The following is a 20,824-nucleotide window of genomic DNA, read 5'->3' as shown; positions in this document are numbered from 1 at the left end:
GATGCTCTTCCGGAATTATTTTCTTTAATCTCAACTCTGCTTCGCTAGGTTTGCTGTTTCCCGTCCGCTTGTTTCCTCGAGACTTCAATGCCCAAGAGTGCCAGATGACCGCTGAAGCGGGCAACTCCCTGCGCGGGATAATGTGCAAGATCGTCTCCGTGGCGATCTTCGTGCTGATGCAGACCTTCATCAAGGCGGCCGGAAGCGGCGTTCCTGCGGGCCAGATCACCTTCTACCGCTCCGCCTTCGCGCTGATCCCGATCATCGCCTACCTCGCCTGGCGGCGGGAACTGCGCACCGCGGTCCATACCGATCACCCGTTCGGGCATTTCAAGCGCAGCCTGTTCGGGATCATCTCAATGGCCTTCGGTTTCTACGGCCTTGTCCACCTGCCGCTGCCGGAGGCGATCGCGATCGGCTACGCCTCGCCGCTGATGGCGGTGGTCTTCGCGGCGGTGGTCCTGGGCGAAAAGGTGCGGCTCTACCGCTGGAGCGCCGTCGTCGCGGGCATGGTCGGCGTGCTGATCGTCTCCTGGCCACAGCTTACCCTCTTCAGGCAAGGCGGGTTTGCATCGACGCAGGCGCTGGGTGCCGCGGCGGTCCTGATGGCGGCGGTGCTGAGCGGCTTCGCCATGGTGCAGGTGCGCCAGCTGGTCAGGACCGAACGGACGCCGACGATCGTCTTCTACTTCTCGCTCCTCGGCGCGCTGCTGTCGCTTGTGAGCCTGCCGTTCGGCTGGACGGTGCTTACGGGCGAGCAGGCCATGCTGCTGATCGCCGCCGGCATCTGTGGCGGGATCGCCCAGATCTTCCTGACCGAGAGCTACCGGCACGCGGACGTCTCGGCAGTGGCGCCGTTCGAATACACGTCCTTCATTCTCGGGATCGCGATCGCCTTCGTCATATTCGACGACGTGCCGACCGCGCCGATGATCATCGGCACGGCGATCACGGTTTCGGCCGGGATATTCATCGTCTATCGCGAGCGCCGGCTGGGGCTCGAGCGAAAGGCGGCGCGCAAGGCATCGGCGCCGCCGGGTTGAACGGCGCTCAGAGCGGGATGTCTGCCGTCGCCGGATTGGCGGGACGCGCACACCCGCGGCGCACCGCGCCGGCATCGCGATATTCACGCGCCGCGCTGACGGCGGTGGAAACGCCCTCGAGGGTCTCGCGCAGCATGCGGATCGGCAGAAGACGGGTCATGACCTTTTCCTTTCCTGGCTGGTTCAGCGCTCGCGGAAATCGGTGAAGATCGCGGAGGGGCGGGTGATGCTGCCCGGCCGGCTCAGGCCGCGAGCGGTGATCTGCTCGTTGGTCGCGGAGCCGAAGCGGTGGTAGCCCTGCGTCGAGCGCGGGGACAGGCCGGCGACGCGGAGGCTTTCAAAGCCGCAATGGGTGGGACGGATACGGGGCATCGCCTTGGTTCCTTGACGTACGGTTCCTCCCAAGACACCCGATGAATATTGCGGTGCAGCATCGATTTGACAAGCCGACATAAGAGAGCGCTGCCATGCATGGATTGCATGGCACGAGCCGTGCGGTTTTCGAATTGATCAAACGGCAGGCATCACGCCCTGGAGAGCGCCTGCGAGAACATCAGCAGGTCGTGCCAGGCGAGCGCCTTGTTGGCGGGCGCCATCAGCAGTTCCTGCGGGTGGAGGCTCGCGAGCGCGCGGATCGTCCGGCCGTTCACGGAGACATCGCGCCATTCGCCGCGCAGGCTGTGGATCGTGCCGGTATTGCCGAAGAAGAAGCGGGCCGGGAAATTGCCGAGGAGCAGCAGGTGCTCCGGCTCCGAAAGGGCGATCTGCCTTTCGATGAAGGGCCTGCAGATCGCCGTCTCGGCCACCGAGGGCATGCGGTTGCCGGGCGGGCGCCAGGGAATGATGTTGGTGAGCAGCACCGTTTCCCGCGACAGGCCGATCGCCGACAGCATGCGGTCGAGCAACTGGCCGGCACGACCGGAGAAGGGCAGGCCGTCGCGGTCGTCGTCGGCGTTTGGCATCGGGCCGATCACCATGATCCGCGAGCCGGGATCGCCGCTGGCGAAGACGGTCGAGCGGGCGCCGTTCTTCAGGTTGCAGCCGGAAAAGGCCTCGATCGCGGTCTTCAGTTCGGCAAGCGAACGGGCGCCGTCCGCGGCAAGCTGCGCGGCGGCGACCGCTTGGTCGTCCGGAACGGCGACGGGCGGCGAATTGAGCGACTGGGATGCGGCGGCGGCCCGGTCGGGAGCCGGCCGTTCCTGCCGCTGCGGACTTGCCGGCTGGGACTGCCGTGCCTGCTCGCGCGCCGCCTTCTGCACCTCGAACTCCGCGACGCGGTCGATCGGCGCATCCTCGAGCAGCCATTCGACGCCGGAATCCGCATAGAAATGCAGGAGTGCGGAGAGTTCGCTGGCCTCGAGATCTTTCGCCTGGATCATCAGGCCACTCTAGCGAACCGGACGGGGCGGGGGAAGCGTCAAGCGGCCCAACGTGACATGTCGCCGCTCTCGCCGATCAGCGAAAGGCCGTGGGCGATGGACAGAAGCTCGCCGCCGGTCTCGATGCGGTCGCCGTCGAAGCGGCGGGTGAAGATGTCGCGCACGGCGGGCACGAAGGACGTGCCGCCGGTGAGGAAGACCTTGTCCACGGCCGAAGAGGAGGTTTGCGTCTGCGCCAGCACCTCGTCGAGCGCGCCCTCGATGCGGGCGATGTCGTCCGCGATCCAGCCCTCGAAATCGGCGCGTCGGACCGTCTTGCGGCCGGTACTCCCGAGCGGGGAGAAGTTGAACTCCGCCTCGTCCGCCGCCGACAGCGCCATCTTGGTCGCCGATACCGCCTGGTAGAGCGGGTAGCCCTCCGTCGTGCTCGACGAGATCGACGAACATCTCCAGCTTCTCCGGCTCCAGCGCCGAGCGGACCAGCGATTTCAGGTCGGCGAACTCCTTCGATCCCTTGAAGATCGACAGCTGGTTCCAGCGCGAGAAGCTCGTGTAGTAGTTGCTCGGCACGTCGAGCACCTTGTCGAAGCTCTTGAACTTGCTGCCCCTGCCGATTTCCGGCGCGACCAGATGCTCGATGATGCGGGCGTCGAACTGGTCGCCGGCGATGCCGACGCCGGAATGTCCGATCGGGGTCGCTACGAGCTGCCCCGCATGGCGTTCGAATCGGATCAGCGAATAGTCCGTCGTGCCGCCGCCGAAATCGGCCACCAGGACATTGGCGTCCCGCTCGAGCGTCTGTGCGAAATAATAGGCCGCCGCGACCGGTTCGTAGACATAGCTGATCTCGGGAAAGCCGAGCCGCTGAAGCGCCGCGTCGTAGCGTTGCAGCGCGAGCGCCGGATCCGCGCTGGCGCCGGCGAACTGCACCGGGCGGCCGACGACGATGCGCGAAATGTCCTGCGGCCAGGCATCGCCCGCATAGGCGGAGAGCCGGCGCAGGAAGATCTCCATCAGGTCCTCGAACTGGTGGCGCCGCGCGAAGATCAGCGTGCCCTGGAAGAGCGGGCTTGCCGCGAAGATCTTGATCGACTGCAGGAAACGGCAATCGCCCGGATTGTCGATGAAGGCGCGGATCGCCGCCTGGCCCGCCTCGACCTTCAGCGCCTGCGCGCCGAGCTGCCTGTCCTTCATGAAGGACAGCGCCGTGCGCATCGTGTCGGCGGTCCCGGCACTGCTGGTGAAGGGCATCGACTGCGTCGAGCCATCGCCCTCGGCAAGCGCGATGACGGTATTGGTCGTGCCGAAATCCAGCCCCAGCGCCCGTGCCATGGCGGTGCTCCTTGTCCAGTCGTGATCGTTGAGCCCGGAGCATCGAGCCCGGAACGCAAAAGGGCGCCTGCCGCGCCCGGTGATAATCGAGAGCGGGCCTGATGGCACACGGAAGGGGGGATGGCAAGCGGAAGAGGCGGCCTAGGCCGTCACTCGCATCTCGGCCGCCATCCCTGCCATCCAGTCGGAAAACGCCTTCATCGCCGGCGTCGGGTCTCGGGATTTGAGGCGCGTCAGCCAGTAGCTGCCCTTGGAGACATAGACGGGGAAGGGCTGTTCCAGCGCGCCGGATGACAGGTGGCGGGAAAACATCAGCGGCGGGGCGAGCGCCACGCCGGCGCCCTGCAGGGCCGTCTCCACCATCAGCACGGAGGAATCGAAGACCGGGCCGCTGATCGGCGGGGCAGGGGTGCCGGCGGCGTCGAACCAGCCGGGCCACTCGTCGGCGCGGTAGGAGCGGAGCAGCGTCTCGCGCTTGACGTCTTCAGGTGACTTCAGCCGGGCGGCGATCGCCGGGACGCAGAGTGCCGAGAGCGGCGCCTCGAACAGGCTCTCCGCATGCGTGTCGTGCCAGGCGCCGTTGCCGAAGCGGATCGCATAGTCGAGCCCTTCCGCCGCGATGTCGACGCGGTTGTTGTTGGTGGAGAGCCGGACGTCGACGAACGGATGGCGGGCGCGGAAATCGGCAAGGCGGGGCAGCAGCCAGCCGATGGCGAAGGTTCCGACGACCCCGAGCACCAGCACCTCGCGCATGTGTCCGCCCTCGAAGCGTTCCAGCATGTCGGCCATCCGGTCGAAGCTCTCATTCAGCGTCGGCAAAAGCGCCAGTCCTTCCTCCGTGATCATCAGCCCGCGCGGCAGGCGGCGAAAGAGGGTGACGCCGAGCCGCTGCTCGAGTTGCTTCACCTGATGGCTGACGGCGGCCTGGGTGACGTTGAGCTCGATTGCCGCGCGGGTGAAGGAAAGGTGCCGGGCGGCGGCCTCGAAGGCGCGCAGCGCGTTCAGCGGAAGATGCGGCCTGACCATGCAATGCCCCAGTTTTTCTAATGGCTCCTGCCAGTTATCATCGTTTGCGGCGCTCCCGCAACGACGCCTAGAAAGAGGCGGTTCACATCGAGGGAGCCAATCATGTTCTTGAAGAGACGCGGCCTGATGGCCGCCGCCATCGGGGTTTTCACCGCATTCGGCGCAGCCGGGACGGCCTCTGCCGCCGATGCGCTGCGTTGCACGGTCGTTCTCGACGTCGAGACCGGCGAGACGATCCACCGCCAGGGAAGCTGCGACGAGCAGGTCTATCCCATGTCGACCTTCAAGCTGCCCTTGGCCATGATGGGCTATGACGCCGGCATCCTGAAGGACGAGACGACGCCGCGCTGGGACTACCAGGAAAAGTTCGGCGGTCCGGCGCGGGTGAAGAAGGCCTTCGATCCGACCGGCTGGGAGCGGGAATCGATCGTCTGGTATTCGCAGGAGATCACCCGCCGGCTGGGCGATGAGCGGTTCGCGGACTATGTCCGCCGCTTCGGTTACGGAAACGGCGACGTGTCGGGCGGACCGGGCGGGCTCGACGGGCTGACGGAATCCTGGCTGATGTCGTCGCTGAAGATATCGCCGGACGAGCAGGTGGCCTTCCTCCGCCGCTTCCTCAAGGGCGAACTGCCGATCTCCGGCCATGCTGCGGCGATGACGCAGGCGATCACGCCCAGGTTCGAGGCGGCGGACGGCTGGATGGTCCACGGCAAGACCGGTGCCGGACGGATGCGCGATGCCGGCGGCAAGCCGGACAGCAACCGCCCGATCGGCTGGTTCGTCGGCTGGGCCGACAAGGACGGTCGCCAGCTGGTCTTCGCGAGGCTCCTCGTCGATGATAAGCCGCACGACGAGCCGCCGATCAGCTTCGTCGTGCGCGATTCGCTGATTGCCGACCTGCCGGGACTGGCAGCCGGAAGGTGAGGGCCGGGCGGCTTTCTAGCGCCGCCGACCCCACCAGATCGCCGCGAGCCCGGCGAGCGCGAGGATCGCGCCGTAGAGGATCCACGGCGACTGGTCGATCATGACGCTCGAGGCGGGATAGGGAAAGACGCCGCTGCCCTGCGCCATCCAGAGGAGGCCCATCAGGATGGCGAGGGTGCCGAGCACGAGGGCGAGGCGCTTCACGGGCGGTGTCCTTTCCGGCGGGCGCCTCAGGGTTCGCCGAGGAAGTGGTCGTCGCCGAAGCCCGTCTCGCGCGGCTGGTCGCGCAGGAGCTTCCACGAGCCAACGAGAACGATGAGGCCGAAGGCGATCGCCAGCGAGCCGTTGATCGTCCAGACGCTGAGTTCGTTCATGAAGCCCGTCGCCGGCAGCCGGATTACGCCGGTTCCGTGAGCGACCCAGGCCGCTCCGACGATGACGATCGCAAGCCCTGCCGCGACCATCCAGGTCCTGATCTTCTCCAAGGCTCCCCTCCCGTGGAACACATTGTCGCACCCACGATAGCAGAGACGCGGCCGGATTCCAGAGATTTCGGGGAAGGGGCTTCGGGGAGAGGCGATGAAGAGCGTCCCGCGCGATCGGCCACGCGGGACGCGGAGTGCTCAGATCGACTTCGACGCGCCGCCATCGACGCGCATCATCGTGCCGGTGACGTAGCTCGCCGGCACCGAGCAGAGGAAGGCCGCGGCGGCGGCGAATTCCTCCACCTTTCCGAGGCGGCCGGCCGGGATGGACTTGACGGAGGCAGCCCGGATTTCCTCGACCGGCTTGCCCTGGCGCTTGGCATTGGCGCCGTCCAGCTCGTCGATCCGGTCGGTGTGGATGCGGCCGGGCAGGATCATGTTGGAGGTGATGCCGTGGGAGGCGACCTCGGCCGAGAGCGATTTGTTCCAGCCGACCAGGGCGCCACGCAGCGTGTTGGAGAGCGCAAGGTTGGGGATCGGCTCGAAGACGCCGGAGGAGGCGACCGTGAGGATGCGGCCGAAGCCCTGGTTCTTCATCTGCGGCAGGAGCGCGTTGGTAAGCGTGATGACCCGCACCACCATGGACTGGAAGAAGTTGTAGAGCTTTTCCGCGTCCATCTCCTCGGCCGTGCCCGGCGTCGGGCCGCCGGTATTGTTGACCAGGATGTCGATGCCGCCGAGCTTTTCCTCGACCGCCTTCAGCATGGCGTCGACGAAATGCGCATCGGCGAGATCCGCCTCGACCCAGTCCGCCTTGCCCTTGCCGGCGGCATTGATCGCATCCGCATTGGCCTTCAGCTTGTCGGCGCTGCGGCCGCACAGCAGCACATGCGCGCCTTCGTCCGCGAGCGCCCTGGCGATGCCGAGGCCGAGGCCGCGGGAGGAAGCGAGCACGAGCGCGCGTTTGCCGGCTAGTCCGAAATCCATGGTGATGTCCTTCCAGTACTGATTTGCAGAGCGACGCTAGCAAGCCCGCGGGCCGCTTGCAAAGCCCGTCGCGGCCGAAAGCCGGCGCCTTCTCTTTGACATTTGCGCTTTCCCTCATTAGGAAACGGGCCATGTAGTGCTGCGAGAGTTGCAGCCGGCGCAAAGGCGCAAGAAACATCCGAAAGACCAGATATATGACCGATTACGAAGGCGCCGTCCCGGCGATCGCCAAGGCATTGGCGAAACGCGGCTACGCGACGCTCACCCCCGTCCAGCAGGCCATGCTCGACCCCGCTCTCCAGACCTCCGATGCGCTGGTCTCGGCCCAGACGGGTTCCGGCAAGACCGTTGCCTTCGGCATCGCCATGGCGCCGACGCTCCTGGATGACGGCGAGCGCGTCGGTCGCGCCGGCCCGCCGCTGGCCCTCGTCATCGCGCCGACGCGTGAACTCGCCATCCAGGTCAAGCGGGAGCTGGAATGGCTCTACGAGATGACCGGTGCGGTGATCGCCTCCTGCGTCGGCGGCATGGACATCCGCAACGAGCGCCGGGCGCTGGAACGCGGCGCCCATATCGTCGTCGGCACGCCGGGCCGCATCTGCGACCACATCCGCCGCGGCGCGCTCGACATGTCCGAACTGCGCATCGCCGTGCTCGACGAGGCCGACGAGATGCTCGACCTCGGCTTCCGCGAGGACCTCGAGTTCATTCTCGAAGCCGCTCCCGAGGGCCGGCGCACGCTGATGTTCTCCGCCACGGTTTCCTCCGGCATCGCCAAGCTCGCCAAGCGCTACCAGCGCGACGCGGTGCGCATCTCGACGACGACCGAAGAAAAGCAGCACGCCGACATCGAGTACCGGGCGCTGCTCGTCGCGCCGTCCGATCGCGAGAACGCCATCATCAACGCCCTGCGCTTCTACGATGCCAAGAATGCTATCGTGTTCTGCTCGACGCGCGCGGCGGTCAATCACCTGACGGCACGCTTCAACAACCGCAACTTCGACGTCGTGGCGCTCTCGGGCGAACTGACTCAGAACGAGCGGACGCACGCCCTGCAGGCCATGCGCGACGGCCGTGCCCGCGTCTGCATCGCGACCGACGTCGCCGCCCGCGGTATCGACCTGCCGGGCCTCGACCTCGTCATCCATGCCGACCTGCCGACCAATTCCGAGACGCTCCTGCACCGTTCGGGCCGCACCGGCCGCGCCGGCAACAAGGGCGTCAGCGCGCTGATCGTGCCCGTCAACCAGCGCCGCAAGGCCGAGCGCCTGCTCTTCGGCGCCGACGTGACCCCCACCTGGACGCATCCGCCGACGGCGGACGAGGTGATCGCCCGCGACCAGGAACGGCTTCTGGCCGATCCGGTCTTCGACGAGGCACCGCGGGAGGAGGAACAGGATCTGATCGCCCGGCTGGTGGAAATGTACGGCGCCGAGAAGCTGGCCGCCGCCTTCGTGAACCTCCACCGCGCAAACAACGCCGCCCCGGAAGACCTGATCCCCGTTTCGCTGGAGCAGGGCGCCGGTCGCAAGACGCGCGACGGAAAGCCGGGCGACCCGGCGTCGCGCCCGCTGACGCCGCGCGGCGATTTCGGGCCGGCGGTCTGGTTCTCGCTCTCGGTCGGCCGCAAGCAGCGCGCCGAGCCGCGCTGGCTGATCCCGACGATCTGCCGCAACGGCGATCTCACCAAGAACGAGATCGGTGCGATCAAGATGCAGGCCGACGAGACCTATGTGGAGATCGCCGCCGAGCACGCCGACCGCTTCATGGACAAGCTCGGCAAGGACCGCATGATGGAGCGCGGCATCCGCGTGACGCGCCTCGATGCCGCTCCCGATTTCAGCAAGTTCTCGCGCGGAGACGACGAGGGGTTTGCACGCCGCGATGGTCCGCGCATGGACAAGCCGTGGAAGAACAAGAAGGCCGACGGTGACGCCGGCGACCGGCCGCGTCGGGACGCCCCGTTCCGCGAGCGGCCGGCCGGAGAGGCACCGCGCAAGGACTGGAAGTCGAAGGACCGCTCGAACGACGCGCCGCGCGACATGCGCAACGTCGACAGCGAAGTCTGGGGCGATACCGGCCCGAAGGCCGGCTTCGGCAAGGGCAAGCCTGCCCGCAGCGGCGATGCCGGGGCAAAGCCCTACGGAAGGGGTGGCGGCAAGCCCTTCGGCGACAAGCCGTTCAAGGGCAAGCCGGCCGGCAAGGAAGGCGCAGGCAAGCCGTTCGGGGGCAAGCCCTTTGGCGGCAAGCCGAAGTCGGACGGCGGCAAGGGCGGCCGGTTCGGCAAGGGCAACGACCGGGCACGGTGACCGGTGCCGTCAGAACGGCACCTTTCCGCGGTTGAAGAGGCCCTTGGGATCAAGCGCCCGCTTGAGCGCAAGGGCCATCGCCTGCCTTGCGGGTGAGGTGAAGGTCTCGTAGCCGAAGCGCTTCTCCATGCCGACGCCGTGCTCGGCCGAGAAGCTGCCGCCCGCTTCGGGGATGCCGGTATAGACGGCCTTCTCGACGGCCCGCAATTCCTCTTCCGGCAGCGGCCCGCGCCGGATCAGCGTCAGGTGCAGGTTGCCGTCGGCGATGTGGCCGTAGACATAGGCCGCATAGGTCGGGTCGATCGCCTTCAACCGGCTATCGAGCCCGGCGACATAGGCGTCGAGCGCCGTCGGCGGGACGGAGATGTCGAACGAGGCAGCCTCCGGGATTTCGGCATAATAGAAGCCGGAATCCTCGCGAATGTCCCAGAACCGCCCCGCCTGGTCGAGCGACCGGGCGACGATGCCGCCCTTCAGAGCCAGCGGCTCCCAGAGTTCGGCGAGCTCTTCCTCCAGGGTATCCGTCGCCGCATCGACGCTCTCCGCCGATATCTCGATCAGCAGGGCCGCCGCATCCTCTTCCAGCCGTGAAAGATCGAGGCCCTTCAGGCGCGCATGGTCACGGATGTAGCGCGGCCACATCATTTCCGCCGCCTCGAGCGTCACGCCTGGCAGGCCGCGCAGGTGGCGGATGACGGAAAGAGCGGTGCGGGCATCGGCGACGCCGACGAGGGCGGTCGCCCGGCAGGGGCGCTGCGGTTCGAGCTTCAGGACGACCTTCGTGACGAGCCCGAAAGCGCCTTCGCCGCCGATGAAAATCTGCTTCAGGTCGGGCCCCGCCGACACCTTCACGACCCGCGTCAGGTCGGAGAGGATCTCGCCCGACGGCAGCACCGCCTCGATCCCCAGCACCTGATGGCGCATCACGCCGTTGCGGAAGGCGAGGATGCCGCCGGCATTGGTCGACACCATGCCGCCGATCGTCGCCGAGCCGCGCGAACCGAGGTCGATGCCGGTCGTGAGACCGTGTTCGGCGGCCGCCTGCTGCAGGGCTTCGAGCGTGACGCCGGCTTCCACCGTCGCCGTCATCTCCTCCGGCTCGATCGCCAGGATGCGGTTGAGGCGCGACGTCGAGACGATGACGTCCCCCGGGACGCTGACATTGCCGCCCACCAGCCCCGTGAGCCCGCCCTGCGGCACAAGGGGAACGTCATTCTGCCCGCACCATGCGACGAGTGCCGCCGCGGATTGCGTAGTCGCCGGCTGCGCCATCACGCCGGCGCCGAAGTTTTGCGGATGCTCGCCGGGATGGCGCCCCTTGAGATCCTCCTGCGACAGGACCGTCAGCTCCGGATGAAGCGTCGCAAGGTGCCCATGAAGTTCCGTGGGGGTAAGTGCTGCAGGCCGTGCTAGGATCATTCCCGATCTCTCTGTTGAGGCGATGCCCGCCGTCTTAGCAGGGCCGCGGCGCCGGGCAAGGTGGATCGAGGCATCCGATTGCGGCAACTTGATTTTCGCCGACAGCTGGTTATCTTACGTTCACGTAAAGGTAAGTGACGCATCCGCCGACGGCGGGGAGGGGCTGTCGCTTTGGAGGTCGACAACGGCTGCGGCTTTTGCCAATGAGGTTGTCAGACAACTGGGTGCCGGAGCGGAGCCGGCGAGCGGAGTAGGTGATGAGCGAGCAAGTGGAACTTCCCGAGCGCGAAAGCATGGAATTCGACGTGGTGATCGTCGGGGCGGGGCCGGCCGGACTGTCGGCGGCGATCCGCCTCAAGCAGGTCAATCCGGAGCTTTCCGTGGTGGTGCTGGAAAAGGGGCCGGAAGTCGGCGCCCACATCCTGTCCGGCGCCGTGGTCGATCCGATCGGGATCGACAAGCTTTTGCCCGACTGGCGCAAGGAGGAGGGGCATCCCTTCACCACGCCGGTGACCGACGACCAGTTCCTGTTCCTCGGGCCGGCCGGCTCTGTCCGCCTCCCGAACGCCTTCATGCCGCCGCTGATGAACAATCACGGCAACTACATCGTCTCGCTCGGCCTCGTCTGTCGCTGGCTGGCCGAAAAGGCCGAGACGCTGGGCGTCGAGATCTATCCGGGATTTGCCGCGACCGAGGTCCTCTATGACGAAAACGGCGCCGTGCGCGGCGTGGCGACCGGCGACATGGGCGTCGAGCGCAATGGCGAGCCCGGCCCGAACTTCACCCGCGGCATGGAACTCATCGGCAAGTACGTGCTGATCGGCGAGGGCGCGCGGGGCTCGCTCGCCAAGCAGCTGATTGCCCGGTTCGACCTGCAGAAGGACCGCGAGCCGCAGAAATACGGCATCGGCCTCAAGGAACTGTGGGAGGTAAAGCCGGAGAACCACAAGCCCGGTCTCGTGCAGCACTCCTTCGGCTGGCCGCTCGGGATGAGCACCGGCGGCGGCTCCTTCCTCTACCACCTCCACGACAACCTGGTTGCCGTCGGCTTCGTGGTTCACCTCAACTACAAGAACCCCTATCTCAATCCCTTCGAGGAATTCCAGCGCTTCAAGACCCACGAGACGATCCGCGGCACGTTCGAGGGCGCCAAGCGCATCTCCTACGGCGCGCGCGCGATCACCGAGGGCGGCTACCAGTCGGTGCCGAAGCTCTCCTTCCCGGGCGGCGCGCTGATCGGCTGTTCCGCCGGCTTCGTCAACGTTCCGCGTATCAAGGGCAGCCACAACGCCGTCCTCTCCGGCATGATGGCCGCGGAGAGGATCGCGGAGGCGCTTGCCGCCGGCCGCGCCAATGACGAAGTGGTCGAGATCGAGAACGACTGGCGCGACAGCGACATCGGCAGGGACCTCAAGCGGGTCCGCAACGTCAAGCCGCTCTGGTCGCGCTTCGGCACGGCACTCGGCGTCGGGCTCGGCGGTATCGACATGTGGACCAACCAGCTCTTCGGCTTCTCGGTCTTCGGGACGCTGAAGCACGGCAAGACCGATGCCGCAAGCCTTGAGCCGGCAGCCAGGCACAAGCCCATCGCCTATCCGCGGCCCGACGGCGTGCTGACCTTCGACCGCCTGTCCTCCGTGTTCCTGTCGAACACCAATCACGAGGAGGACCAGCCGGTCCACCTGCAGGTGAAGGACATGGACCTTCAGAAGCGCTCCGAGCTCGGCGTCTACGCCGGTCCCTCGACCCGCTACTGTCCGGCCGGCGTCTACGAATGGGTGGAGAAGGATGGCGAGGAGGTCTACGTCATCAACGCGCAGAACTGCGTCCACTGCAAGACCTGCGATATCAAGGACCCGAACCAGAACATCAACTGGGTGCCGCCGCAGGGCGGCGAGGGGCCCGTCTACCCGAGCATGTGACGCGAGCGTCCCGTTCCACAAGAACCCCTCAGGCCCGCCGCGGCCGGAGGGGTTTTTCGTTCGGGACGGTGACAGGCGGCTGGGACCGGCGTCTCGGTTGAGTGGACGCTGCGGGTTGACTGGACGCCCGGGTTGACTGGACGCAATGTCACGATCCCGGCGAGGCATACGATGTGCATGGCGGCGCTGCCCGTGGCCTGAGGCCTGCTGCGCGGTTTCCGATCCTTTGCGGGAGGAATGCACATGAAAAGGCACGTGAATATTCCGGTAGTCGTCGTTGCGGCGCTCGTCGCGGGCGCTGCATCCGCCCAGCCCGTCGGCGGTCCTGGCCCGGAGGTCGGTCCCGGGCCGGTTCCGGCTCCCGTTCCTGCTCCGCCGCCACCACCGCCGCCGCTCGTCCCGCCGGCCCCGCCGCCGGGGCCCGGGCCGCTGCCCCCGCCGGAGCCGGGTCCGATTCCGCCTCCTCCGCCGCCGGTTCCTGATCCCTGCGTCCCTCCCGGACCTGATCCCGGTCCGGGTATGGGACCGGGTCTCGGGCCAGGTCCCGGGCCAGGGGGTGTACCCGGAGTGGATTGCGGAATCGACCTGGCCGCGGTGGGCGCATCACCACCCTCTACGATGCGCGGCCGGCAACGGATCTAGGTTCCGCTGCCGCTGATTTTCCAAGCCGTTCGCGAAAGGTCGCGAACGGTATTGACGACCCGCGTCGCTAACGCTTCATTAACCATAAACTCCGTAACTTCGTGCCATCAAGCCGACACATTGAGGACACGATTCATGTCGATCTCCCGCCGCGGGTTTCTGTTCGGACTGCCGCTTTTCGTGACCGGGTGCGCCTCGAGCGGACCGGACCACAGGGCAAACTATGCAGCACTTCCGGGCGAACTTCATCCGCTGAACGCGGTTCCGCTGGAGAAGATCAAGCCGGAGCTTCGCCGTCAGGTCGTGGCCTACGAGACCAAGTACAAGCCGGGCACCATCGTCGTCGATACGCCGGCCCGACGTCTCTACCACGTCATGGAGAACGGCCAGGCGATGCGCTACGGCGTCGGCGTCGGCCGGGCGGGCCTCGCTCTCTCCGGCACCGCCTATGTCGGCCGCAAGGCGGAGTGGCCGAACTGGACGCCGACCGCGAACATGATCCGCCGCGACCCCGAGAAGAACCTGAGATATGCCGGCGGCGTCCCGGGCGGGCCGAATAATCCCCTCGGCGCCCGCGCCATCTATCTCTACCGCAACGGCAACGACACGCATTTCCGCATCCACGGCACCAATCAGCCGCAGACCATCGGCTACGCCATGTCGAGCGGCTGCGTGCGGATGATGAACCACGACGTGATCGACCTCTACGAGCGCGTCAGCGTCGGCGACCGGGTGGTCGTGCTGCAGGCCTGACCGGAGGCCTGCAGACGCTTGACGCGCACGGATAGCCGTGGCGCGGTCTGCGGCCCATGAGCCGGGCTAGAAGCCGGAGAGGACGATCTTGCCTTTCGTCCGGCCGCTCTCGATCATCGCATGGGCGCGTTTGAGGTTGGCGGCATTGATCGTGCCGTAGGTCTCGTTCAGCGTCGTCCTGATGTCGCCGGCATCCACCATGTCGGACACGTGGTTCAGGAGCTTGTGCTGCTCGATCATGTCGGCCGTCTGCCAGACCGGGCGGGCGAACATCATCTCCCAGTGGATCGAAAGCGCCTTGCGCTTGAAGGGACGCAGGTCCATCGGCTCCTTCGGATCGTCGATCAACGAGAACCGCCCCTGCGGCGCGATCAGGTCCAGGACGTCGGCGACATGCCTTTCCGTCTGGGTGGTGGAGAAGACGAAGGCCGGCGCGCCGATCCCCAACGCCTCGACCTGCGGCGCCAGCGGCTGGCTGTGGTCGATCGCATGCTGGGCGCCGAGTTCGCCGACCCAAGCCCTGGTCTCCGGCCGGGAAGCGGTCGCGATCACCGTGAGATCCGTCAGACGGCGGGCAAGCTGGATGGCGATCGACCCGACGCCGCCCGCGCCGCCGATGATGAGGATCGCATTGGCGGCACCCGGGACGGGGTCCTGGACCTTCATGCGGTGGAACATCGCCTCGTAGGCGGTAATGGCGGTGAGCGGCAGGGCGGCCGCTTCCTCGAAGCCGAGGCTCTTCGGCTTCCTGCCGACGATCCGCTCGTCGACGAGATGATATTCGGCATTCGTGCCCTGGCGATTGATGGCGCCCGCATAGAAGACCTCGTCGCCGGGCTGGAAGAGAGTGACGTCGCTCCCCACGGCCCTGACGATCCCCGCCGCATCGTAGCCGAGGACGCGGTACTCCCCGCCTTCCACCGCCGCCGATGCGCGCACCTTGGTATCGACCGGATTGACCGAAACCGCCCGGATCTCGACCAGCAGGTCGTGGCCGGTCGCTTCCGGCATCGGCAGTTCGATGTCGAGGAGGGAGGTTTCCGCTTCGATGGGCTGGGGTCTGTTGAAGCCGACGGCGCGCATCCGGTTCTCCTTTTCAAGATTGCGGTCACGATACTTGCAGCCAATGCGGCCGGCCCGCAAGGACGGAAATGGGCAATCACGGCCATCTCAACAAAGCCCCAATGGGCGGAAACATTCGCAAACCGGCCGGCAAGCACGCAGCCGGGCAACCATTTGCGCGATGGCCCGTTGTTTGGCGGCTGACGAGAAGGCGGAGCGAGAGCACCAGATGAATCTTGTTGCGGTCTTCAACCGCGAGGGCGGAACCTTCAAGACCACCGACATGGACGCATACGGCGCCCATGCCACCGAAGTTTTCACCAGGGCCGGCCATCGGATCGAGTGCCATGTGGTTTCCGGCAGCGAGATCGTTTCGACGATGCAGCGCGTGGCCGCACTCCCGGGCGTGGAAGGATTGATCGCCGGAGGCGGCGACGGCACCATTTCCGCCGCCGCCGACATCGCCTGGAAGAACGGCCTGGTGCTCGGCATCGTCCCGGCCGGCACGATGAACCTCTTTGCCCGCTCCCTGAAGCTGCCGCTCGATATCTGGGCGGTGCTCGATGTCCTGGCGCAGGGCAGGGTGGAGAATGTCGACATCGCGAGCGCCAATGGGCGGAGCTTCGTCCACCAGTTTTCCGCCGGCCTCCACGCACGCATGGTGCGCTATCGCGATTCCATGAGCTTCGCATCGAGGCTGGGCAAGATCCGGGCGAGCACGCGTGCGGCGCTCGGCGTGATGTTCAATCCGCCGGAGTTCGAGGTGGAGTTCAATGCCAAGGGCAAGACCGGACATCGCAAGGTGTCTGCCATTTCGGTCTCGAACAACGAATTCGGCCAGGATGCGCTTCTCGTTGCTCCCGACGTCACGGGCGGCCATCTCGGTTTCTACATTGCCGACCCGCTGTCGCCGGCAGGCGTGGCGCACCTTGTCTTCGACATTCTGCGCGGCCGCCTGAAGGAGAATGCCGCGGTGACCGCCATGACCACGACCGAGGTCGAACTCCATTTTCCCCGCGCGCGGCATGACGTGCGCTGCGTCATCGACGGCGAACTCCTGCCGATGGACCGTGACGTCAAGCTGCGCATCCACGCAGGCGAACTCAAGGTCCTCGTGCCGCCTCAGGTCGGGCAGGCGACGGGGAAGGCCACGGGGACGGCCACGGCCGAAGAGGAGAACGCGGGAAGCGGGATCTGATCGGTCAGAGCCGCGGCAGGTAGGTGCGATAGTCGAAATCGGAAACGGTGCGCAGGAACGTCAGCGCTTCCTTGCGCTTGGTATCGGCGTAGAGCTTCCGGTAGCGTTCCCCGAAGACGTCGGCGATGAAGGCGGATGCCGCGAAGTCCTCCACGGTCGTCAGGAAATCATGGGTCAGTCGGCGGTTGCCGGGCGCCGGCTCGCCGGGCTGTGTATCAGGTCCCGGGTCGAGCGTCCCGTCGATCCCGAGCAGCATCCCTCCCAGGATCGCGGTCAGGAGGAGATAGGGATTGGCGTCGGCTCCGGCGACGCGGTGCTCGATGCGCGCACCCGGGCCGTCCTTTTCGGGAATGCGCACCGCCGTCCCGCGATGGCCGTGGCCCCAGTCGATGTCGACCGGCGCGAAGGAGCCCGGCTGGAACCTGCGATAGGAATTGGCGAACGGCGCGAAGACCAGCTGCGCCTCGCGCATGGTATCGAGCATTCCCGCACAGACGGACCTGAGGAGCACCGGTTCGCCGCCACCGGCATCCAGGATGTTCCTGCCGTCGCGGTCGATGATGCTCGCATGGACGTGCAGGCCAGACCCGGCATGCTCCGAATAGGGCTTGGCCATGCAGGTTGATTTGAGGCCGTGGCGCCTTGCGGCCTGGTCGGCGATCCGCTTGAGATAGAGACAGTCGTCGGCGGCGGCCATGGCATCGGCACGGTGCAGAAGGTTGATCTCGAACTGGCCCGGACCGAACTCGGCAGTGGTCGCGTCGGCTGGAATGTCCTGCGCCTTCGCCCAGGCGCGGACGGTCTGCAGGTACTCGTCCAGCGCATCGACCGCGCTCATGTCGTAAAGCTGGAAGCCGTTCGGTTCGCCCCGGCAGGTGAGGTTCTGCGGCGGACGCGGCCGGCCGGTCTCGCGCCAGTCCGGCTCCATCACGTAGAATTCCAGTTCCGTCGCCACCACCGGCGTCAGGCCGCGCTCCTCGTAACGCTTGAGCAGGGCCGCGAGGATGGCGCGCGGATCCATGAAGCTCGGGCTGCCGTCCAGCTCGTGCATGGTGGAAAGAACCTGCCGCGATCCTTCCGGCGCCCAGGGCATGGGTGCAAGGCTGCGGCGATCGGGAATGCAGACGCCGTCCGGGTCGCCGATCGACAGCGACAGGCCCGTGATGTCGTCATTGTCGTCGCCCCAGATATCGAGCGACTGGGTGGAGGACGGAAGCCGCACCGCTCCCTCCCAGACCTTCTTCTCCGCCTCCAGCGGGATCTGCTTGCCGCGCAACTCGCCGTTCATGCCGACGAGCAGGATTTCGATGCGGGGTGGGGCATTCTCGACGGTCATGGGAGGGTCTTCAGAAGGGAGTTGCGGAGCTCCGTTCGTAGCCGATAAGACTTGGACAGACAATCTCGCCGCCGGAAGACACAGATGACCTCCACGACCACCCTCTCCAATCTCGGCGCCATCGACGCCGCCCATCACCTGCATCCCTTCTCCGACATGAAGAAGCTGAATGCGGCCGGGACGCGGGTCATCGAACGGGCAGAGGGCGTCCATATCTTCGACAGCACCGGCAGGAAATACCTGGACGCCTTTGCGGGCCTGTGGTGCGTCAACGTCGGCTACGGGCGGCGGGAGATCGCCGAGGCTGCCTATCGCCAGATGAACGAGCTGCCCTATTACAACAGCTTCTTCGGCACGACGACGCCGCCGGCGACCCTGCTTGCCCAGAAGATCGCCTCGCATGCGGGCTCCCGGATGAACCGCGTCTTCTTCACCAATTCCGGCTCGGAAGCCTCGGACACGTGGTTTCGCATGGCGCGCGTCTACTGGAAGGCGCTTGGCAGACTGGAGAAGACGCAGGTCATCGCCCGCCGCAACGCCTATCACGGCTCGACCGTCGCGGGTGCCTCGCTCGGCGGCATGAAGTGGATGCACGAGCAGGGCAACCTGCCGATCGAGGGCGTCCACCATATCGGCCAGCCCTACTGGTATGCGGAAGGCGGCGACCTCTCCCCCGCCGATTTCGGCCTCAAGGTCGCCCGCGAACTCGAGCAGAAGATCGACGAACTCGGCGAGGACCGCGTCGCCGCCTTCGTGGCCGAGCCCATCCAGGGGGCGGGCGGCGTCATCATCCCGCCCGAGACCTATTGGCCGGAAATCGCCCGCATCTGCCGCGAGCGCAATATCCTGCTCGTCTCCGACGAGGTGATCTGCGGCTTCGGGCGGCTCGGCTCCTGGTTCGGGTACCAGCATTACGGCGTGGAGCCGGATCTTGCGCCGATCGCCAAGGGCCTGTCCTCCGGCTACCTGCCGATCGGCGGCGTCATGGTGAGCGACCGGGTGGCGGACGTGCTGACCGAGGAAATCGGCGATTTCTACCACGGCTTCACCTATTCGGGGCATCCCGTCTGTGCCGCCGCCGCACTGGAAAACCTGCGCATCATCGAGGACGAGGGCCTGGTCGAGCGCATCCGCGACGATGTCGGTCCCTATTTCTCCGCCGCATGGAAAAGCCTCGCGGACCATGAAGTGGTCGGCGAGGCGGAAAGCGTCGGCCTGATGGGCGGCCTGCAGCTCGCTGCCGACAAGGCGACCCGCCGGCGCTTTGCCAAGCCCGACGACATCGGCACGCTGGTGCGCAACCACTGCCTCGAGAACGGCCTGATCATGCGCGCCACCGGCGACCGCATGCTGGCCTCGCCGGCCTTCACCATCAGCCGCGCGGAGGTCGACGAGGTGGTCGACACCCTGCGCAAGGCGCTCGACCACCTGCGGGATACTGTCAGCGAGTAGGGGGCAGCGAGTAGGAGCCGGCCTCCCGCCCGCGAGACCCGACGGCGGCCGGTAGTTGCGCGACGCCTTACTGGAAGGCGGTCTCGTAGAAGCTCCGGAGCTTGCGGGAATGCAGCCGTTCCACCGGCATGGCGGCGAGCTTCTGCACGGCGCGGATGCCGATCTGCAGGTGCTGGCTGACCTGCGTGCGGTAGAAGGCCGTCGCCATGCCCGGCAGTTTCAGTTCGCCGTGCAGCGGCTTGTCGGAAACGCAGAGCAGCGTCCCGTAGGGCACGCGGAAGCGGAAGCCGTTGGCGGCGATCGTCGCCGATTCCATGTCGAGCGCAATCGCCCGCGACTGCGACAGCCGCTTCACCGGCCCGCGCTGGTCGCGCAGTTCCCAGTTGCGGTTGTCGATGGTCGCCACCGTGCCGGTCCGCATGATGCGCTTCAGTTCGAAGCCCTCGTAGCCCGTCACCTCCTCGACCGCGTCCTCGAGCGCCTGCTGGACCTCGGCAAGTGCGGGAATCGGCACCCAGACGGGCAGGTCGTCGTCGAGCACGTGGTCCTCGCGGACATAGGCATGGGCGAGCACGTAGTCGCCCAGCCGCTGGCTGTTGCGCAGGCCGGCGCAGTGGCCGACCATCAGCCAGGCATGCGGACGAAGGACCGCGATGTGGTCGGTAATGGTCTTGGCGTTGGACGGGCCGACGCCGATGTTGACGAGCGTGATCCCGGCATGGCCCTTCTTCTTCAGGTGATAGGCCGGCATCTGGGGCAGGCGCCCGACGACGGCGGTCTCCTCGCGCGGCTCGCCGGCGAGGGTCACGACATTGCCGGGCTCGACGAAGGCCTCGTAGCCCTCGCCGCCATTGGCCATCATCTCGCGGGCCCAGGCGGCGAATTCGTCGATGTAGAACTGGTAGTTGGTGAACAGAACGAAGTTCTGGAAGTGATCGGCGCTGGTGGCCGTATAGTGGCTGAGGCGCGCCAGCGAATAGTCGATGCGTTGCGCCGTGAAGGGCGCAAGCGGCGCCGGCTCGCCCGCCACCTGGTCGTATTCGCCGTTGGCGATGAGGTCGTCGGTATTGTTGAGGTCCGGCGTGTCGAAGAGATCGCGCAGGTAGACGTCGGCAAGCCCTGCGGTCGCCGATGCCTCCACGTGGGCGCCCTCGCCGAAGGCGAAGTGCAGCGGGATCGGCGTCGACGATTCGGAGACCTTCACCGGCACGTTGTGATTGCGCATCAGTAGTTCGAGCTGTTCCTTCAGGTAGTGGCGGAAGAGCTTCGGACGGGTGATCGTCGTCGTGTAGATGCCGGGCGAGGTGACGTGGCCGTAGGAAAGCCGCGAGTCCGCATGGCCGAAGGATGTCGTCTCGATGCTGACCTGGGGATAGCAGGCGCGGTACCGGCCGGTGACCGGACTGCCGTTCGACAACGCCCCGAAGGCGTCGATCAGGAACCCGGTATTGCGCTCGTAGAGTTCGGTCAGGACGTCGACCGCTTCGGCGGCGTCATCGAAGACGCGCGGCTCGTATGGGCTCGGGCTGATGAAGGGGAGGGGGGAGACTGAAAAGGTTCGCTTGCTCATGGGCCATTATAGGATGATGTCATTAACAAGCAAAAGACGTCA

General features: G+C 66.5%; 18 protein-coding genes and 1 pseudogene. 7 read left to right on the top strand and 12 right to left on the bottom strand.

Annotated elements, in window-relative coordinates:
- Positions 1-104 precede the first annotated feature (104 nt).
- Positions 105-1,043, top strand: a complete 939-nt coding sequence (locus tag ACWGPT_RS10000) for a DMT family transporter (protein ID WP_452605444.1) — start codon at positions 105-107, stop codon at positions 1,041-1,043.
- Between the two features lie 7 nt (positions 1,044-1,050).
- Here ACWGPT_RS10000 and ACWGPT_RS09995 read toward each other — a convergent pair whose 3' ends face one another.
- From ACWGPT_RS09995 to ACWGPT_RS09975, 5 genes and pseudogenes are all read right to left on the bottom strand, one after another.
- Complete coding sequence (locus ACWGPT_RS09995; protein WP_452605443.1) at positions 1,051-1,203, bottom strand: hypothetical protein; 153 nt, start codon at positions 1,201-1,203, stop codon at positions 1,051-1,053.
- Positions 1,204-1,226: 23 nt separating this feature from the next.
- Positions 1,227-1,415, bottom strand: a complete 189-nt coding sequence (locus ACWGPT_RS09990) for a hypothetical protein (protein ID WP_452605442.1) — start codon at positions 1,413-1,415, stop codon at positions 1,227-1,229.
- Between the two features lie 152 nt (positions 1,416-1,567).
- Positions 1,568-2,422, bottom strand: a complete 855-nt coding sequence (locus ACWGPT_RS09985) for a uracil-DNA glycosylase (RefSeq protein WP_452605441.1) — start codon at positions 2,420-2,422, stop codon at positions 1,568-1,570.
- 38 nt (positions 2,423-2,460) lie between these two features.
- A pseudogene (locus ACWGPT_RS09980) lies at positions 2,461-3,754 on the bottom strand (Hsp70 family protein).
- A 141-nt stretch (positions 3,755-3,895) separates the two neighbouring features.
- Positions 3,896-4,780 carry a LysR substrate-binding domain-containing protein gene (locus tag ACWGPT_RS09975; RefSeq protein ID WP_452605440.1) on the bottom strand — a complete coding sequence of 295 codons (885 nt, stop codon included), beginning with the start codon at positions 4,778-4,780 and terminating at the stop codon, positions 3,896-3,898.
- Between the two features lie 102 nt (positions 4,781-4,882).
- Here ACWGPT_RS09975 and blaOXA point away from each other — a divergent pair, with 102 nt between their 5' ends.
- Positions 4,883-5,707 carry a class D beta-lactamase gene (gene blaOXA / locus ACWGPT_RS09970; protein ID WP_452605439.1) on the top strand — a complete coding sequence of 275 codons (825 nt, stop codon included), beginning with the start codon at positions 4,883-4,885 and terminating at the stop codon, positions 5,705-5,707.
- A 15-nt stretch (positions 5,708-5,722) separates the two neighbouring features.
- On the opposite strand, the gene ACWGPT_RS09965 is transcribed toward blaOXA, so the two are convergent.
- The 3 genes from ACWGPT_RS09965 to ACWGPT_RS09955 all read right to left on the bottom strand — a co-directional run bounded on the left by ACWGPT_RS09965 (position 5,723) and on the right by ACWGPT_RS09955 (position 7,119).
- A complete protein-coding gene (locus ACWGPT_RS09965; protein ID WP_452605714.1) occupies positions 5,723-5,911 on the bottom strand; it encodes a hypothetical protein in 189 nt (62 codons plus the stop codon).
- 26 nt (positions 5,912-5,937) lie between these two features.
- Positions 5,938-6,192, bottom strand: a complete 255-nt coding sequence (locus ACWGPT_RS09960; RefSeq protein ID WP_452605438.1) for a hypothetical protein — start codon at positions 6,190-6,192, stop codon at positions 5,938-5,940.
- Between the two features lie 138 nt (positions 6,193-6,330).
- Positions 6,331-7,119, bottom strand: a complete 789-nt coding sequence (locus tag ACWGPT_RS09955; RefSeq protein WP_452605437.1) for an SDR family oxidoreductase — start codon at positions 7,117-7,119, stop codon at positions 6,331-6,333.
- Positions 7,120-7,313: 194 nt separating this feature from the next.
- On the opposite strand from ACWGPT_RS09955, the gene ACWGPT_RS09950 reads away from it, so the two are divergent.
- Positions 7,314-9,428: a DEAD/DEAH box helicase gene (locus ACWGPT_RS09950; RefSeq protein WP_452605436.1), complete on the top strand. Its 2,115-nt coding sequence runs from the start codon at positions 7,314-7,316 to the stop codon at positions 9,426-9,428.
- Positions 9,429-9,437: 9 nt separating this feature from the next.
- Here the strand turns inward: ACWGPT_RS09950 and ACWGPT_RS09945 are convergent, their stop codons facing one another.
- Positions 9,438-10,847 carry an FAD-binding oxidoreductase gene (locus ACWGPT_RS09945; RefSeq protein ID WP_452605435.1) on the bottom strand — a complete coding sequence of 470 codons (1,410 nt, stop codon included), beginning with the start codon at positions 10,845-10,847 and terminating at the stop codon, positions 9,438-9,440.
- A gap of 257 nt (positions 10,848-11,104) precedes the next feature.
- On the opposite strand from ACWGPT_RS09945, the gene ACWGPT_RS09940 reads away from it, so the two are divergent.
- A complete protein-coding gene (locus tag ACWGPT_RS09940) occupies positions 11,105-12,769 on the top strand; it encodes an electron transfer flavoprotein-ubiquinone oxidoreductase (RefSeq protein ID WP_452605434.1) in 1,665 nt (554 codons plus the stop codon).
- A gap of 777 nt (positions 12,770-13,546) precedes the next feature.
- Positions 13,547-14,164, top strand: a complete 618-nt coding sequence (locus ACWGPT_RS09935) for a L,D-transpeptidase (RefSeq protein ID WP_452605432.1) — start codon at positions 13,547-13,549, stop codon at positions 14,162-14,164.
- A 66-nt stretch (positions 14,165-14,230) separates the two neighbouring features.
- Here the strand turns inward: ACWGPT_RS09935 and ACWGPT_RS09930 are convergent, their stop codons facing one another.
- Entirely contained in the window at positions 14,231-15,247 is a 1,017-nt protein-coding gene (locus tag ACWGPT_RS09930; RefSeq protein ID WP_452605431.1) for a zinc-binding alcohol dehydrogenase family protein, read from the bottom strand.
- A gap of 208 nt (positions 15,248-15,455) precedes the next feature.
- Between ACWGPT_RS09930 and ACWGPT_RS09925 the strand changes: the two genes are divergently transcribed.
- Positions 15,456-16,424, top strand: coding sequence for a diacylglycerol/lipid kinase family protein (locus tag ACWGPT_RS09925; protein ID WP_452605430.1), 969 nt, complete (start codon positions 15,456-15,458; stop codon positions 16,422-16,424).
- 4 nt (positions 16,425-16,428) lie between these two features.
- Here ACWGPT_RS09925 and ACWGPT_RS09920 read toward each other — a convergent pair whose 3' ends face one another.
- Positions 16,429-17,760, bottom strand: coding sequence for a glutamine synthetase family protein (locus ACWGPT_RS09920; RefSeq protein WP_452605429.1), 1,332 nt, complete (start codon positions 17,758-17,760; stop codon positions 16,429-16,431).
- A gap of 84 nt (positions 17,761-17,844) precedes the next feature.
- Here ACWGPT_RS09920 and ACWGPT_RS09915 point away from each other — a divergent pair, with 84 nt between their 5' ends.
- Positions 17,845-19,212, top strand: a complete 1,368-nt coding sequence (locus tag ACWGPT_RS09915; protein ID WP_452605428.1) for an aspartate aminotransferase family protein — start codon at positions 17,845-17,847, stop codon at positions 19,210-19,212.
- A 67-nt stretch (positions 19,213-19,279) separates the two neighbouring features.
- Here the strand turns inward: ACWGPT_RS09915 and ACWGPT_RS09910 are convergent, their stop codons facing one another.
- Positions 19,280-20,782, bottom strand: a complete 1,503-nt coding sequence (locus ACWGPT_RS09910; RefSeq protein ID WP_452605427.1) for an AMP nucleosidase — start codon at positions 20,780-20,782, stop codon at positions 19,280-19,282.
- Positions 20,783-20,824 lie beyond the last annotated feature (42 nt).

This window comes from Pseudorhizobium sp. NPDC055634, from assembly GCF_053618655.1.
The sequence above is the reverse complement of the archived record's forward strand: the minus strand, read 5'-3'. Positions and strand labels throughout refer to the sequence as shown.

What these genes read in the sequence shown, in the direction of transcription:
- ACWGPT_RS09940 (WP_452605434.1), top strand. Translation starts at nt 11,105, where the DNA reads ATGAGCGAGCAAGTGGAACTTCCCGAGCGCGAAAGCATGGAATTCGAC.
- ACWGPT_RS09920 (WP_452605429.1), bottom strand. Translation starts at nt 17,760, where the DNA reads ATGACCGTCGAGAATGCCCCACCCCGCATCGAAATCCTGCTCGTCGGC.
- ACWGPT_RS09955 (WP_452605437.1), bottom strand. Translation starts at nt 7,119, where the DNA reads ATGGATTTCGGACTAGCCGGCAAACGCGCGCTCGTGCTCGCTTCCTCC.
- ACWGPT_RS09985 (WP_452605441.1), bottom strand. Translation starts at nt 2,422, where the DNA reads ATGATCCAGGCGAAAGATCTCGAGGCCAGCGAACTCTCCGCACTCCTG.
- ACWGPT_RS09995 (WP_452605443.1), bottom strand. Translation starts at nt 1,203, where the DNA reads ATGACCCGTCTTCTGCCGATCCGCATGCTGCGCGAGACCCTCGAGGGC.
- ACWGPT_RS09915 (WP_452605428.1), top strand. Translation starts at nt 17,845, where the DNA reads ATGACCTCCACGACCACCCTCTCCAATCTCGGCGCCATCGACGCCGCC.
- ACWGPT_RS10000 (WP_452605444.1), top strand. Translation starts at nt 105, where the DNA reads ATGACCGCTGAAGCGGGCAACTCCCTGCGCGGGATAATGTGCAAGATC.
- blaOXA (WP_452605439.1), top strand. Translation starts at nt 4,883, where the DNA reads ATGTTCTTGAAGAGACGCGGCCTGATGGCCGCCGCCATCGGGGTTTTC.
- ACWGPT_RS09910 (WP_452605427.1), bottom strand. Translation starts at nt 20,782, where the DNA reads ATGAGCAAGCGAACCTTTTCAGTCTCCCCCCTCCCCTTCATCAGCCCG.
- ACWGPT_RS09990 (WP_452605442.1), bottom strand. Translation starts at nt 1,415, where the DNA reads ATGCCCCGTATCCGTCCCACCCATTGCGGCTTTGAAAGCCTCCGCGTC.
- ACWGPT_RS09930 (WP_452605431.1), bottom strand. Translation starts at nt 15,247, where the DNA reads ATGCGCGCCGTCGGCTTCAACAGACCCCAGCCCATCGAAGCGGAAACC.
- ACWGPT_RS09935 (WP_452605432.1), top strand. Translation starts at nt 13,547, where the DNA reads ATGTCGATCTCCCGCCGCGGGTTTCTGTTCGGACTGCCGCTTTTCGTG.
- ACWGPT_RS09950 (WP_452605436.1), top strand. Translation starts at nt 7,314, where the DNA reads ATGACCGATTACGAAGGCGCCGTCCCGGCGATCGCCAAGGCATTGGCG.
- ACWGPT_RS09945 (WP_452605435.1), bottom strand. Translation starts at nt 10,847, where the DNA reads ATGATCCTAGCACGGCCTGCAGCACTTACCCCCACGGAACTTCATGGG.
- ACWGPT_RS09925 (WP_452605430.1), top strand. Translation starts at nt 15,456, where the DNA reads ATGAATCTTGTTGCGGTCTTCAACCGCGAGGGCGGAACCTTCAAGACC.
- ACWGPT_RS09975 (WP_452605440.1), bottom strand. Translation starts at nt 4,780, where the DNA reads ATGGTCAGGCCGCATCTTCCGCTGAACGCGCTGCGCGCCTTCGAGGCC.